Raw genomic sequence first — 14,488 nt, 5'->3', positions numbered from 1 at the left:
TTTCCGTCGCCCGGGAGGCGGTGCGGACGGCAGCGTGCGCGGCCGGGCCGCGACGGGCTCAGGGCATCAGTTGGTGGTCCGGGAAGTTGCCCGGCAGCCTCTCCCCCGCCGGGCCGCGGGTCACCGCCCGCACCAGAAGCTCGCCGCCGACGAAGGCGCCGCGCCAGGACGCCCCGAAGCCGCCGAACAGTTCGTCCCTGTCTCCGCGCGAGCGGGGCACCCCGTGGCCGATCTTGAAGGCGCGGATGTGCGGGGCGAGCCGGTCGAAGGTGGACCGCTCGTCCGTGGAGAGGGTGGCCACCAGGGCGCCGTTGGACGCGTTCATGGCGGCCAGCAACTCGGCCTCCGTGTCGACCAGGACAATCGTGTCGACCGGGCCGAACGGCTCCGCGTGGTGCAGCGGGGAGGAGCGCGGCGGATTGAGCAGCGTGACGGGCTGGACGTACGCCGACGTGTCCTGGCCGTGCAGGAAGCGGGCGCCGGCCGGGGTGCCCCGGTGCAGCGGGACGGCGCCCCGGTCGACGGCCTCGGCGACCTGGTCGTGGAGCTCCTTCGCCTTCGCCGCGTTGATCACCGGACCGAAGTCGAGCGTCGGGTACGGGTCGTCGGGGTGCTCGACGGCGAGGGGGTGGCCGGTCCGCAGGGTGCGGACGGCCGGGAGGTAGGCCGCGAGGAACTCGTCGAAGAGGCTGCGCTGGACGACGAAGCGCGGGTAGGCCGTGCAGCGCTGCTTCCCGTAGTCGAACAGCTTGGGGATCACCGCGCTCAGGGTGTCCCAGCCGGAGTAGTTCCAGATGCCCCAGGTGTTCAGTCCCTCCTGTTCGAGGATGTGGCGTTTGCCCAGGTCGGCGACTGCCGTGGCGATCGCCGCACCGGTGTCGCGTCCGCCGACGAAGGACACGCAGCCGATCTCCGGCGCCCGTACCAGCGCCTCCGACAGCTCGCCCCCGCCGCCGCTGACGAGGGTGACCGGGATCCCCTCGCGGGCGGCGAGTGCCGTGGCCAGGGTGAGGCAGGCGACGCCGCCGTCGGTCGGGGTCTTGGCGACGACCGCGTTGCCGGCCAGTGCCTGCACCAGCAGGGCGTGGACCAGCACGCTCATCGGGTAGTTCCAGCTGGCGATGTTGGAGACGGGTCCGTCGAGCGGGGTGCGGCCGTCGAGCATGGTGTCGATGCCGTCGACGTACCAGCGGACCCCGTCGATGGCCCGGTCGACGTCGGCCCGGGCCAGGCGCCAGGGCTTGCCGATCTCCCAGACGAGCAGCAGGGCGAGCAGGTCGCGGTGCTCGGCGAGCGCGTCCAGGGTGGCGGCGACGCGGGCCCGGCGTTCCGGCAGCGGGACGTGCCGCCAGGCGCGGTGCTGGTCCAGGGCCGCGCGCACGGCCTGCCGGGCGGTGGCCCGGTCCAGGCGGGGCGGGCCCGCGACGGGGGTTCCGTCCACGGGGCTGACGGCGGGCAGCGCCCGTCCGTCCGCCTGCCACGTGGCGTTCCAGAGGTTGAGGACGCGGTCGTCCCGGAAGGCTTCCGGGGCGACGGTCAGGCAGCGCTGCCAGGCGTCGGCCCAGGCGGTGCCGGACTTGAGGGTGAGGGTGGGTGTCATACGGTTCGCTCCGCTCTCGGTGCACGGTCGAGAGATAAGGGGTTGGCCCCGGGGGGCGCGGGCGAGCGACAGGTACGGCTGCCCGGCCCCGCGGGGGCTCAGCTGCCGGCGTCCAGGACGGCCAGCACCTGCCGGGCCGTCTCCGTGGGCGTGTGGCCGACCCGCACGCCGGCCGCCTCCAGTGCCTGTTGCTTCGCCCGCGCCGTGCCGGAGGATCCGGAGACGATCGCGCCGGCGTGGCCCATGGTGCGGCCCTCGGGGGCGGTGAAGCCGGCGATGTAGCCGACGACGGGCTTGGTGACGTGGTCGCGGATGTAGGCCGCCGCGCGTTCCTCCGCGTCGCCGCCGATCTCGCCGATGAGCACGATCAGGTCGGTGTCGGGGTCGTCCTCGAAGGCGGCCAGGCAGTCGATGTGGGTGGTGCCGACGACGGGGTCGCCGCCGATGCCGACGCAGGTGGAGAAGCCGATGTCCCGCAGCTCGTACATGAGCTGGTAGGTGAGGGTGCCGGACTTGGAGACCAGGCCGATGCGGCCGGGCTTGGTGATGTCGGCGGGGATGATGCCCGCGTTGGACTGGCCGGGGCTGATCAGGCCGGGGCAGTTGGGGCCGATGACGCGGGTGCCCCTTCGGCGGGCGTGTGCGAGGAAGGCGACGGAGTCGTGGACGGGGACGCCCTCGGTGATGACGACCGCGAGCCCGATGCCGGCGTCGGCGGCCTCGGTCACCGCCGCCTTGGTGAAGGCGGGCGGCACGAAGACGACGGTGACGTCGGCCCCCGTGGCGTCCATGCCCTCGGCGACGGAGCCGAAGACGGGGACGGAGCGCTCCGTGAAGTCCACGGTGCGGCCCGCCTTGCGGGGGTTGACTCCGCCGACGACGTTCGTGCCGGCGGCGAGCATCCGCCGGGTGTGCTTCATGCCCTCGCCGCCGGTCATGCCCTGGACGAGGATCTTGCTCTCCTTGGTGAGGTGGATCGCCATGTCGTCCGGTCTCCTCAGGGTGTGGTGGCGAGGTGGGCGGCCCGGCTCGCGGCGCCGTCCATGGTGGTGACCTGTTCGACGAGCGGATGCGCGCGCTCCCCGAGAAGGGCCCGTCCGCGTTCCGCGTTGTTGCCGTCCAGGCGCACGACGAGCGGCTTGGTGAGCCGTACGGTGTCCAGCGCGCGGACGATGCCGTCGGCGACCGCGTCGCAGGCGGTGATGCCGCCGAAGACGTTGACGAAGACGGACTTCACCGACGGGTCGGAGAGGACGACGGACAGTCCGTCGGCCATGACCTGGGCGGAGGCGCCGCCCCCGATGTCGAGGAAGTTGGCGGGGCGGGCGCCGCAGCCGGCGACCACGTCGAGGGTGGACATCACGAGTCCGGCGCCGTTGCCGATGACGCCGACCTCACCGTCGAGCTTGACGTAGTTGAGCCCCTTGGCGGCCGCCGCCGCTTCCAGCGGGTCATGGCCCGCGTCGGCTTCGTCGCCCCAACGTATCTGCCGGAAGCGGGCGTTGTCGTCGAGGGTGACCTTGCCGTCGAGCGCCATGATCTGTCCGTCGCGGGTGCGGACGAGCGGGTTGACCTCCACGAGGAGGGCGTCCTCGCCGACCAGGACGTCCCAGAGGCGGACCAGGACGTCGACGGTGCGGGCGGGCAGGCCCGCCGCGTCGGCGATGCGGGCAGCGACCGCCGGGGTGACGCCCTCGGCGGGGTCGACGGGAACGCGTGCGACGGCTTCGGGGCGGGTGGCGGCGACCTCCTCGATGTCCATGCCCCCTTCGGCGGAGGCGATGGCGAGGAAGCGGCCGGTGGCGCGGTCGAGGACGTAGGAGACGTAGAACTCGCAGTCGATGTCGACGGGTTGGGCCAGCATCACGGTGCCGACGGTGTGGCCCTTGATGTCCATGCCGAGGATCTGGCGTGCGGTGAGTTCGGCGGCGGCGGGGTCGGCGGCGAGCTTGACGCCGCCCGCCTTGCCGCGTCCGCCGGTCTTGACCTGGGCCTTGACGACCACGCGGCCGCCGAGCCTGCGGGCGATCTCGCGGGCCTGTTTGGGCGAGCCGGTGACCTCGGCCCGCGGCACCACGATGCCATGGTCTGCGAAGAGTTCCCTTGCCTGGTGTTCGTACAGGTCCATCTCGGCTCCTGTCTGCGAAGTCGCGGAGGGTCCGGTGGGGCCGGGGACCGGCGACCGAAAAGTGCCGCGCACCCCCTGGACACCACCCATCGGATGCGGGATAACAAGCTTCATACAGTATTCGTCGACTGTATGCAATGTACCGCGACAGCGCTCCCCGCCCCCTAGGAAAGGGACAGGACTCTGCCATGCCCGACGACACCCAGGACGTCATCTCCGGCGGTCATCTCGTCGCCAAGGCCCTCAAGGCCGAGGGCGTCGACCGCATCTACACACTGTGCGGCGGCCACATCATCGACATCTACGACGGCTGCGTCGACGAGGGCATCGAGGTCGTCGACGTACGGCACGAGCAGGTCGCCGCGCACGCCGCCGACGGCTACGCGCGCATCACCGGCAAGCCCGGCTGCGCGGTGGTCACGGCGGGACCGGGCACCACCGACGCGGTCACCGGGGTCGCCAACGCCTTCCGCGCGGAGTCGCCGATGCTGCTGATCGGCGGCCAAGGGGCCCTGACCCAGCACAAGATGGGGTCGCTGCAGGACCTGCCGCACGTCGACATGATGAACCCCATCACCAAGTTCGCGGCGACCGTGCCGGACACGGCGCGCGCCGCGGACATGGTGTCGATGGCCTTCCGCGAGTGCTACCACGGCGCGCCCGGGCCCTCCTTCCTGGAGATCCCGCGCGACGTGCTGGACGCGAAGGTGCCCGCCGACAAGGCGCGGGTGCCGCGGGAGGGCGCCTACCGGGCCTCCACCCGCTCCCCCGGCGACCCGGAGGCGGTCGAGAAGCTGGCCGGCCTGCTGGTGCACGCCGAGAAGCCGGCGATCCTGCTGGGCAGCCAGGTGTGGACGACCCGGGGCACCGAGGCCGCCGTCGAGCTGGTGCGCACCCTCAACGTCCCCGCCTACATGAACGGGGCGGGGCGCGGCACCCTGCCGCCCGGGGACCCGCACCACTTCCAGCTGTCGCGCCGCTACGCCTTCTCGAACGCCGACGTCATCGTCATCGTCGGCACGCCCTTCGACTTCCGGATGGGCTACGGCAAGCGGCTCTCCCCGGCCGCGACGGTCGTGCAGATCGACCTCGACTACCGCACGGTGGGCAAGAACCGCGACATCGACCTCGGCATCGTCGGGGACGCTGGGCTGGTGCTCAAGGCGGTGACCGAGGCAGTCTCCGGGCGGGTCAACGGCGGCGCGTCGAAGCGGAAGGAGTGGCTGGACGAGCTGCGCGCGGCCGAGCAGACCGCCCTGGAGAAGCGGCTGCCGCAACTGCGGTCGGACGCCTCCCCCATCCACCCGTACCGCCTGGTGAGCGAGATCAACGACTTCCTCACCGAGGACTCGATCTACATCGGCGACGGCGGTGACATCGTCACCTTCTCCGGGCAGGTCGTGCAGCCCAAGTCGCCCGGTCACTGGATGGACCCGGGGCCGCTCGGGACGCTCGGTGTCGGCGTGCCGTTCGTGCTGGCCGCCAAGCAGGCCCGGCCCGACAAGGAGGTCGTCGCGCTGTTCGGTGACGGCGCGTTCTCCCTCACCGGCTGGGACTTCGAGACGCTGGTCCGCTACGACCTGCCGTTCGTCGGCATCGTCGGCAACAACTCCTCGATGAACCAGATCCGTTACGGCCAGGCCGCCAAGTACGGCAAGGAACGCGAACGGGTCGGCAACACCCTCGGGGACGTCCGCTACGACGAGTTCGCGCGGATGCTCGGCGGGTACGGCGAGGAGGTCCGCGACCCCGCCGACATCGGCCCCGCGCTGCGCCGCGCCCGGGAGTCGGGCAAGCCGTCGCTGATCAACGTCTGGGTGGACCCGGACGCGTACGCCCCCGGGACCATGAACCAGACCATGTACAAGTGAGGTGAACGCCCATGACCCCCAAGGCACTTGAGGGCATCCGCGTCCTCGACATGACCCACGTCCAGTCCGGGCCCTCCGCGACCCAGCTGCTGGCCTGGCTCGGCGCGGACGTCGTCAAACTGGAGGCGCCCACCGGCGACATCACGCGCAAGCAGCTGCGTGATCTGCCGGACGTCGACTCCCTCTACTTCACGATGCTCAACTGCAACAAGCGGAGCATCACCCTCAACACCAAGACCGAGCGCGGCAAGGAGATCCTCACCGAGCTGATCCGGCGCTCGGACGTCATGGTCGAGAACTTCGGGCCGGGCGCGGTCGACCGGATGGGGTTCACCTGGGACCGCATCCGGGAGATCAACCCGCGCATCGTCTACGCCTCCATCAAGGGCTTCGGGGACGGCCCCTACACCGCCTTCAAGGCGTACGAGGTCGTCGCGCAGGCGATGGGCGGGTCGATGTCGACCACGGGTTTCGAGGACGGTCCGCCGCTCGCCACGGGCGCCCAGATCGGTGACTCGGGCACCGGCGTGCACGCGGTGGCCGGCATCCTCGCCGCCCTGTTCCAGCGGGAGCGCACCGGGCGCGGGCAGCGGGTGAACGTGGCCATGCAGCACGCGGTGCTCAACCTGTGCCGGGTGAAGCTGCGCGACCAGCAGCGTCTGGCGCACGGGCCGCTCGCCGAGTACCCGAACGAGGACTTCGGCGACGAGGTGCCGCGCTCCGGCAACGCCTCCGGAGGCGGTCAGCCCGGCTGGGCCGTGAAGTGCGCGCCGGGCGGCCCCAACGACTACGTGTACGTGATCGTGCAGCCCGTCGGGTGGAAGCCGATCAGCGAGCTGATCGGGCGGCCGGAGCTGGCGGACGACCCCGAGTGGGCGACGCCGGAGGCCCGGCTGCCGAAGCTGAACAAGATGTTCCAGCTGATCGAGGAGTGGTCCTCGACGCTGCCCAAGTGGGAGGTGCTGGAGAGGCTGAACGCGCACAACATCCCGTGCGGGCCGATCCTGTCCACCAAGGAGATCATCGAGGACCGCTCGCTGGTCGCCAACGAGATGGTGGTGACCGTCCCGCATCCCGAGCGCGGCGAGTTCGTCACCGTGGGCAGCCCGTTGAAGCTGTCCGACTCCCCCGTGGACGTGGTCGCCTCCCCGCTGCTCGGCGAGCACAACGAAGAGGTCTACGTCGGCGAACTCGGCCTCGGCGACGAGGAAGTGCGCCTGCTCAAGTCGAACGGGGTGATCTGACGTGATGGCCGAGGACCGGGCGTCGAAGGTGCGCGCGCTGCTGGAAGCGGTGCGTGCCGAGGGGCGGACCGCGCTCACCGCGCCCGAGGGCAAGGTGATCGCCGACGCGTACGGCATCGCGGTGCCCGGGGAGGAGCTGGCGCGGGACGTCGACGAGGCCGTGGCGTGCGCGGCGCGGCTGGGCGGGCCCGTGGTGATGAAGATCGTGTCGCCGGACATCCTGCACAAGACCGACGCCGGCGGTGTGGTCGTGGGCGTCGAGGGCGCCGCGGACGTCCGGGCGGCGTTCTGCCGGATCGTGGAGAACGCCCGGGCGTACGACGCCGGGGCGCGCATCGAGGGTGTGCAGGTGCAGGAACTGCTGCCGCAGGGGCAGGAGGTCATCGTCGGCGCGGTCACCGACCCGACGTTCGGGAAGGTGGTGGCGTTCGGGCTCGGCGGGGTGCTCGTCGAGGTGCTGAAGGACGTGACGTTCCGGCTGGCGCCGGTGGACGCCGACGAGGCGCTGTCGATGCTCGACTCGATCCGGTCGGCGGAGATCCTCACCGGCGTGCGCGGTCAGGAGGGTGTGGACCGCTGGGCGGTCGCCGAGCAGATCCGGCGGGTGTCCGAACTGGTCACGGACTTCCCGGAGATCGCCGAGGTGGACCTCAACCCGGTGATCGCCACGCCGGCCGGCGCGGTCGCGGCCGACATCCGGGTGATCCTCGCGGACGGGCTGCCCAAGGAGCGGCGCCGGTACTCCCGGGAGGAGATCCTCACCTCCATGCGGCGGCTGATGCAGCCGCGGTCGGTGGCGGTGATCGGCGCGTCCAGCGAGTCCGGCAAGATCGGCAACTCGGTGATGCGCAACCTCGTCGACGGCGGCTTCGCCGGGGAGATCCATCCGGTGAACCCCAAGGCCGATGACATCTTGGGCCGCAAGGCGTACAAGAGTGTCACCGACGTTCCCGGCGAGGTGGATGTGGCGGTCTTCGCGATTCCCGCCCGGTTCGTGGCCGGGGCGCTGGAGGAGGTGGGGCGCAAGCGGATCCCGAACGCCGTGCTCATCCCGTCCGGCTTCGCCGAGACCGGTGAGCAGGAGCTGCAGGACGAGATCGTGGCGATCGCCGAACGGCTGGGCATCCGGCTGCTCGGGCCCAACATCTACGGCTACTACTCGACGTGGCAGGACCTGTGCGCCACGTTCTGCACGCCGTACGACGTCAAGGGCGGGGTGGCGCTGACCAGTCAGTCGGGCGGCATCGGGATGGCGATCCTGGGCTTCGCGCGGACCACGAAGACGGGTGTCTCGGCGATCGTCGGCCTCGGCAACAAGTCGGACCTCGACGAGGACGACCTGCTGACCTGGTTCGGGGAGGACCCGCACACCGAGTGCATCGCGATGCACCTGGAGGATCTCAAGGACGGGCGCGCGTTCGTCGAGGCCGCGCGGGCGACCGTGCCGAAGAAGCCGGTGGTGGTGCTCAAGGCGGGCCGTACGGCGGCGGGCGCGAAGGCCGCCGGCTCGCACACCGGGGCGCTCGCGGGCGACGACGCCGTGTACGACGACATCCTGCGGCAGGCCGGCGTGATCCGGGCGCCGGGGCTGAACGACATGCTGGAGTACGCGCGGGCGCTGCCCGTGCTGCCCGCTCCGCGGGGCGACAACGTCGTGATCATCACCGGGGCGGGCGGCAGCGGGGTGCTGCTGTCGGACGCGGTGACGGACAACGGGCTGTCGCTGATGGAGATCCCGCCCGATCTGGACGCCGCCTTCCGGGAGTTCATCCCGCCGTTCGGGGCGGCCGGGAACCCGGTGGACATCACCGGCGGCGAGCCGCCGTCGACGTACGAGGCGACGATCCGGCTGGGGCTCGAGGACCCGCGCATCCACGCGCTGGTGCTCGGTTACTGGCACACGATCGTCACGCCGCCCATGGTGTTCGCCGAACTCACCGCGCGTGTGGTGGCGGAGTTCCGGGAGCGGGGCGTCAACAAGCCCGTCGTGGCCTCGCTCGCGGGGGACGTGGAGGTCGAGGAGGCGTGCCAGTACCTCTTCGAGCACGGGGTCGTGGCCTACCCGTACACGACGGAGAAGCCGGTGGCCGTCCTCGGCGCCAAGTACCGCTGGGCGCGGGCGGCCGGACTGCTGGGAGGCGGTTCATGAGGTGAACGCAGCCGGGTGGCCGGCCGGCGGGTGCGCGCCGGCCGGTCCCGGACCCGGGCGCGCACGAAAGGCACGGGACAGGGGGCGCTGGCCAGTTCTTTCGACGCAAGGGGTGCAAACTACATGACAACCACGGATGTCACACGGGTCGTCCCCTATCGGGAGGTGACCGACAGGAACGGGCGGGTCTACCGCGTCGGTGAGACCGACATCGACATCATGGGCCGCAAGCGCAAGTGGATGGTGATCCTGCCCTGGGTCGGCATGATGGGCATCTCTTCCGCCGAGTACGCGTTCGCGTCGGCGGAGGACACGCTCCACGAGGCCCACAGCTGGTCGAGCGGCAGCATCTACTGGATGATGACCGCCTGGGTGTTCTGCCAGGCCGCGGTGGCCTTCCCGGCGGGGCGGCTGCGGGAGAACGGCAAGCTGCCCGCGCGGTGGGCGATGATGCTCGGCTCGGTCGGCACGCTGCTCGGCTATCTCTCGCTGGCGTTCGCGCCGCATGTCGCGCTCGCCTTCATCGGGTTCGGCGTGTTCAGCGGCATGGGCGCCGGCATGGTGTACGCGACCTGCGTCAACATGGTCGGCAAGTGGTACCCGGAGCGCAAGGGCGGCAAGACCGGCTTCGTCAACGGCGGTTTCGCCTACGGGTCGGTGCCCTTCGTCTTCATCTTCCACGGCTACATGGACGGCTCCAACTTCCGCTGGGTGCTGGTCTCCTCCGGTGTCTTCCTCGCCGCGGTGGTGGCCGTCGCCGGCTTCTACTTCCGCGACCCGCCGAAGAACTGGTGGCCGGACTCCATCGACCCGCTGAACCCGCCGGACGACCCGCGGGCCCGGCGTTCGCTCGAGAAGAACCCTCCGGCCGTGAAGCAGTACTCGCCCCTGGAGGCGTGGCGGACCGGCCGGGTGGCGCTGATGTGGTTCTGTCTCGCCTGCACGTCCGGCGTGAACATCTTCGGCATCGCCTTCCAGGTCGACATCGGTGAGGACGCGGGCTTCGCCGCCGGCATCGTGGCCACCGCGATGTCGCTGAAGGCGATCGTCAACGGCACCGGGCGCGGCGTGATCGGCTGGCTCTCCGACCTCTACGGCCGCAAACAGTGTCTGCTGTACGTGTGCGTGATCCTGGGCCTGGCCCAGTTCGGCATCATCTGGTCGGCGGAGATCAAGAACCTGCCGCTGTTCCTGATCTTCTCCGCGATCTCCGGCTTCGGCGGCGGTGCCATCTTCCCGATGTTCGCGGCGCTGACCGCGGACTACTTCGGGGAGAACAACAACGCCACCAACTACGGGATGGTCTACAGCTCCAAGCTGGTCTCGGGTCTCGGCGCGGGCATGGGGTCCGTGGTCGTCGCCGCCTGGGGCTACAACGGCGCCTTCGGACTCGCGGGCGGCATCTCACTGTTCGCCGGCTTCGTCGCGCTGTTCCTGACCCCGCCGGGACGGACGAAGAAGAAGCAGGTGACACCCAACCCCCGCCCCCTCGGGGAGGGCTGACGGGCGGCACCCGCGGCCGGGCGACGGACCGGGCGGCCCCTCCCAGGTGCGGGAGGGGCCGCCCGGTCCGTCGTCACCCGGTCAGTGACGGCGCTTGCGCAGGGCCGCCATGTTGTCGTAGCTGATCTTCGCCTCGCGCAGCGACTGCGCGGGGTCGGTGGCGCTCGGGGAGTTGTCGTCCTCCACCATCGGGTTGCGGTAGCTGGTCAGGCCCACCCGGGAGAAGAACGTCGTGTAGTCGATGTCCCCGGTGCCGAACGGCACCATGTCCCAGCCCATGCCGTTGGTGGTGTCGACGACACCGTCCTTGGCGTGGAACAGCGGGTAACGCTTGTTGTACCGGGTGACCAGGCCCGCCGGGTCGAAGACGTTCCTGCGGGTGGAGCCGTCGGGGGCGGTGTAGGTGTGGAACTTGTACTGGGCGACGTGCGCCCAGAAGATGTCCATCTCCAGCCAGACCGTCTTCGGGTCGGTGACCTTCAGGAAGTACTCCAGCTTCCGGATACCCGAGCTGCGGGTCGGCCGGCCCTGGTCGTCCAGCGGGCCCCGGTCGAGCAGGAAGCCGTACGCGCTGTCGTGGTTGTGGGTGTAGAGCTTGATGCCCGCCCGGCGGGCGATCTCACCGAGGGCGTTCCACTTGTCGGCGGCCACGTCCCAGTCGGCGCGGTAGGAGCTGCCGGTGGGGTCGCCGCCGGTGCCCATGTGGTCCATGCCGAGGATGTTGGCGATCTCCAGGTGCTTCTTGAAGGTGTCCTTGTCGGCGGTGGTCAGCGGCCAGGACGACGGGATGAAGCCGTGGTTGCCCTGGGCCCGCAGGCCGTACTCGTCGAGCCAGGAGCGCAGCAGCCGGGCGCCCTCGACCGACTCCAGGTTCGCGCCGCCGGGGGCGTTCGCGTGCTGGTTGTAGCCGGCGAACTCGACCTGCCGGTAGCCGTGCCGGGCGAGCTGCTTGAAGACCTCACGGAAGCCGGACGGCAGGTCACTGGCGAGCGGGTCGCGGGCGGTGGCGTCCCGGACGGTGTAGAGGATGATGCCGCGCTTGTGGGGCGGGACCAGCACCGGACCGCGGCCGTGGTCGTGCCCGTGGTCATGTCCGTGCCCGTGGCCGTGGTCTCTGCCGTGGGCCAGGGCGGGGGCGGCGGCGAGGACGGGGGCGGCGACGGCGCCGGCCGCCACGGCGGTGCAGGTGCTCAGGAAGCGGCGCCGGCCGACGCCGAGGCTGCGGCGCAGCGCCTCGTCGGGGGTGTCGGTCAGAGGGGCGGCGTCGCTGCGCGAGGGATCGGAGTACGGGGTCACGGGTGCCTGCCTTCTCGGTCGTGGCCGGTCCCGGCGGCTGCGGGAACGGCCGTTGTCAGTGCCGTGTGTTTCACTCTCGGTAGTCGAATCTCGGCGGCCGTGCGTGGTGCGGTGTCAGCCGAGCCCGGCGAGCCGGAGCAGGAGTTGTTTCACGTCGGTGGCCGCGACGCGGTCTCCGACAGCGTGGGGGGTGGAGCAGATGAGGAGCGGACCGTCGTCGTCGCTCGCGGGGAGGCGGCCGTGGCTGCCGCGAACAGGTGAGGCGTCGAGGGGCACGACCGCCATGCGGTAGCGCATGCCGAGCTTCTTGCGGGCCAGCGCGCCGGCCGCCTTGACCTTGACGTAGGGGTCGTGGGGGTCCATGAAGAGCTCGACCGGGTCGTAGCCGGGTTTGCGGTGGATTTCGACGAGCTGCGCGAAGTCGGGCGCGCGGTCGTCGTCGAGCCAGTAGTAGTACGTGAACCAGGCGTCGGGTTCGGCGACGGCGACGAGCTCCCCGGCCCTCGGGTGGTCGAGGTGGTGGGCCTTCTTGCCCTCGTCGTCGAGGAGCTGCTCGATGCCGGGCAGTCCGTCCAGGGCTTCCCTGGCCGCGTCCAGGTCCTCGGGGCGGCGCACGTACACGTGGGCGATCTGGTGGTCGGCGACCGCGAAGGCGCGGGAGGCCATCGGGTCGAGGTACTCCATGCCGTCCTGGGTGTGCACCTCGAGCAGGCCGGCGCGGCGCAGGGCGCGGTTGATGTCCACCGGCCGGTTCACGCGGGTGATGCCGTACTCGGACAGGGCGACGACGGTGCGGCCCTCGGCGCGGGCGTCGTCGAGGAGCGGGGCGAGGGCCGTGTCGAGGTCGGTGGCGGCCTTCAGGGAGCGCGGGTCGTCGGGGCCGAAGCGCTGCAGGTCGTAGTCGAGGTGAGGGAGGTAGCAGAGCGTCAGGTCGGGGTGGCGGGTGTGCATGATGTGGCGGGTGGCGTCGATGATCCACCGGCTGGACACCAGGTCGGCGCCGGGTCCCCAGAAGTGGAACAGGGGGAAGGTGCCGAACTTCTCGGTGAGTTCGTCGTGCAGGGCGGGCGGCCGGGTGTAGCAGTCGGGTTCCTTGCGGCCGTCGGCGTAGTAGACGGGGCGGGGGGTGACGGTGATGTCGGTGTCCGCGCCCATGGCGTACCACCAGCAGATGTTGGCGACGGTGTAGCCGGGGTGGGCGCGGCGGGCGGCGTCCCAGAGCTTGTCGCCGGAGACGAGGCCGTTGTGCTGCCGCCACAGCAGGACGTCGCCGAGCTCGCGGAAGTACCAGCCGTTGCCGACGATGCCGTGCTCGGAGGGCATGGTGCCGGTGAGGAACGTGGACTGGGCGGCGCAGGTGACGGCGGGCAGGACGGTGCCGAGCGAGGCGCGGGAGCCGGACTGACCGAGGGACTTCAGGTGCGGCATGTGGTCGAGCAGGCGCGGGGTGAGGCCCACGACGTCGAGGACGAGCAGGGGGGTGGGGTCGCTCATGGGAGTTCCTTCAGGCCGAGGTCCGTCAGCAGGTCGCGGGCCAGGGTGAGTTCGGCGGCGATGCCGTCGGCGAGCTGGGTGCGGCCGCGGGGGCGCAGCTCGGGCGGGAGGGCCTGCCAGGTGTAGGTCTCCACCTCGAGGTGGTGGGTCAGCGGGTGCGGGCCGCCGACCAGCCGGGTCAGCACGGAAACCATGACCGGGAGCGTGGAGGTGAGGGGCGCGGCGGGGGCCGCGTGCAGCGGGACGTGGAAGTGGGAGCGCCAGGGGCCCGCGTCGGGCAGGGCGTCGCCGGCCAGGGCCTCGTCGAGGTCGTCGGTGCCGCGCAGGCCCGCGGCGACGGGGGTCCCTCCCGGTCGAGCGGAGTCGAGGGTGGGGGGCGTGCGGGTCTGATGCAGGAAGCGGGGTTCGGCGAAGGCGGCCAGGGCCTCGCGGACCTCGGGGAGGTGCGGCTGTTCGGCGTGCAGGGCGGCGGACAGCTGGGACTTGACGACGCGGACGCCGGCGTGGCCGAGGTCGTCCAGGGCGGTGTGCGGGTCTTCGAAGGAGGTGGCGAGGTGGCAGGTGTCGACGCAGATGCCGACGCGGTCGTGGCCGACCGCGGTGAGGGGCGCGACGGCGTCGTGGGTGGTCTCGACGACGCACCCCGGTTCGGGTTCCAGGGCGACGCGGATGGAGCGTCCGGTCAGCTCCTGGAGCGCGTCGAGGCGTTCGGCGAGGGTGCGCAGGGCGGAGAGGGCGGTTTCCGCTCGCTCGTCGTCGTAGGCGGTGCGCCAGGCCAGCGGCAGGGTGGAGATGCTGCCCTCGGTGACGTCGTCGGGCAGCAGTCCGGCCAGCACGCGGGCGAGGGCGGTGGTGTGCTCCAGGCGTTCGGGGTCGGCCCAGTCCGGTGTGTAGACCCGGTACTTGACCTCCTCTGCGCCGAAGCCCTCGTAGGGGAAGCCGTTGAGGGTGACGACCTCCAGGCCGCGCCGCTCCAGTTCGCAGCGCAGTCCGCGCAGGGCGGCGGGGTCGGTGACCAGGGCGCGGGCGGCGTCCTTGGCCAGCCACAGGCCGATGCCGAGCCGGTCCCGGCCGAGGCGCCGGCGGACGGGCTCGCAGTGGTCGCGGAGCTGGGCGAGGACGCCGTCGAGGGTCTCGGCCGGGTGGACGTTGGTGCAGTAGGCGAGGTGGACGGTGGAGCCGTCCGGGTGGCGGAAGCGCATG

The 14,488-nt window shown here is 71.4% G+C and carries 10 protein-coding genes; 4 read left to right on the top strand and 6 right to left on the bottom strand.

Annotated features, from left to right (window positions below):
* Nucleotides 1-58: 58 nt before the first annotated feature.
* The 3 genes from ACIF8S_RS20755 to sucC form a co-directional block, all read right to left on the bottom strand.
* Nucleotides 59-1,600 carry an aldehyde dehydrogenase family protein gene (locus tag ACIF8S_RS20755; protein ID WP_400000683.1) on the bottom strand — a complete coding sequence of 514 codons (1,542 nt, stop codon included), beginning with the start codon at nt 1,598-1,600 and terminating at the stop codon, nt 59-61.
* Nucleotides 1,601-1,698: 98 nt separating this feature from the next.
* Nucleotides 1,699-2,583 (bottom strand): succinate--CoA ligase subunit alpha, encoded by an 885-nt coding sequence (gene sucD, locus ACIF8S_RS20750; protein ID WP_400000682.1) that lies wholly within the window; start codon nt 2,581-2,583, stop codon nt 1,699-1,701.
* A 14-nt stretch (nt 2,584-2,597) separates the two neighbouring features.
* On the bottom strand, nt 2,598-3,728 hold the full coding sequence (gene sucC, locus ACIF8S_RS20745; RefSeq protein WP_400000680.1) for an ADP-forming succinate--CoA ligase subunit beta: 1,131 nt from the start codon (nt 3,726-3,728) through the stop codon (nt 2,598-2,600).
* A gap of 188 nt (nt 3,729-3,916) precedes the next feature.
* Here sucC and ACIF8S_RS20740 point away from each other — a divergent pair, with 188 nt between their 5' ends.
* From ACIF8S_RS20740 to ACIF8S_RS20725, 4 genes are all read left to right on the top strand, one after another.
* Nucleotides 3,917-5,599, top strand: coding sequence for a thiamine pyrophosphate-binding protein (locus ACIF8S_RS20740; protein ID WP_400000679.1), 1,683 nt, complete (start codon nt 3,917-3,919; stop codon nt 5,597-5,599).
* An 11-nt stretch (nt 5,600-5,610) separates the two neighbouring features.
* Entirely contained in the window at nt 5,611-6,843 is a 1,233-nt protein-coding gene (gene frc, locus ACIF8S_RS20735) for a formyl-CoA transferase (RefSeq protein ID WP_400000677.1), read from the top strand.
* 4 nt (nt 6,844-6,847) lie between these two features.
* Nucleotides 6,848-8,992 carry an acetate--CoA ligase family protein gene (locus ACIF8S_RS20730; protein WP_400000675.1) on the top strand — a complete coding sequence of 715 codons (2,145 nt, stop codon included), beginning with the start codon at nt 6,848-6,850 and terminating at the stop codon, nt 8,990-8,992.
* 123 nt (nt 8,993-9,115) lie between these two features.
* The gene (locus tag ACIF8S_RS20725) at nt 9,116-10,495 is read left to right on the top strand and encodes an OFA family MFS transporter (protein WP_400000674.1); all 1,380 of its coding nucleotides are present in this window, start codon (nt 9,116-9,118) and stop codon (nt 10,493-10,495) included.
* An 81-nt stretch (nt 10,496-10,576) separates the two neighbouring features.
* On the opposite strand, the gene ACIF8S_RS20720 is transcribed toward ACIF8S_RS20725, so the two are convergent.
* The 3 genes from ACIF8S_RS20720 to eboE form a co-directional block, all read right to left on the bottom strand.
* Complete coding sequence (locus ACIF8S_RS20720; RefSeq protein ID WP_400000672.1) at nt 10,577-11,791, bottom strand: sugar phosphate isomerase/epimerase family protein; 1,215 nt, start codon at nt 11,789-11,791, stop codon at nt 10,577-10,579.
* Between the two features lie 114 nt (nt 11,792-11,905).
* Entirely contained in the window at nt 11,906-13,285 is a 1,380-nt protein-coding gene (locus ACIF8S_RS20715) for a nucleotide pyrophosphatase/phosphodiesterase family protein (RefSeq protein ID WP_400000670.1), read from the bottom strand.
* Nucleotides 13,282-14,487 carry a metabolite traffic protein EboE gene (gene eboE, locus ACIF8S_RS20710; protein WP_400000669.1) on the bottom strand — a complete coding sequence of 402 codons (1,206 nt, stop codon included), beginning with the start codon at nt 14,485-14,487 and terminating at the stop codon, nt 13,282-13,284. The genes ACIF8S_RS20715 and eboE overlap by 4 nt, the downstream gene beginning before the upstream one ends.
* Nucleotide 14,488: the final 1 nt, after the last annotated feature.

The sequence above is a fragment of the Streptomyces sp. NPDC085937 genome (assembly GCF_044540535.1).
Classification (GTDB): Bacteria; Actinomycetota; Actinomycetes; order Streptomycetales; family Streptomycetaceae; genus Streptomyces.
Note: the sequence above shows the minus strand (reverse complement) of the source record. Positions and strands in the feature narration are given on the sequence as shown.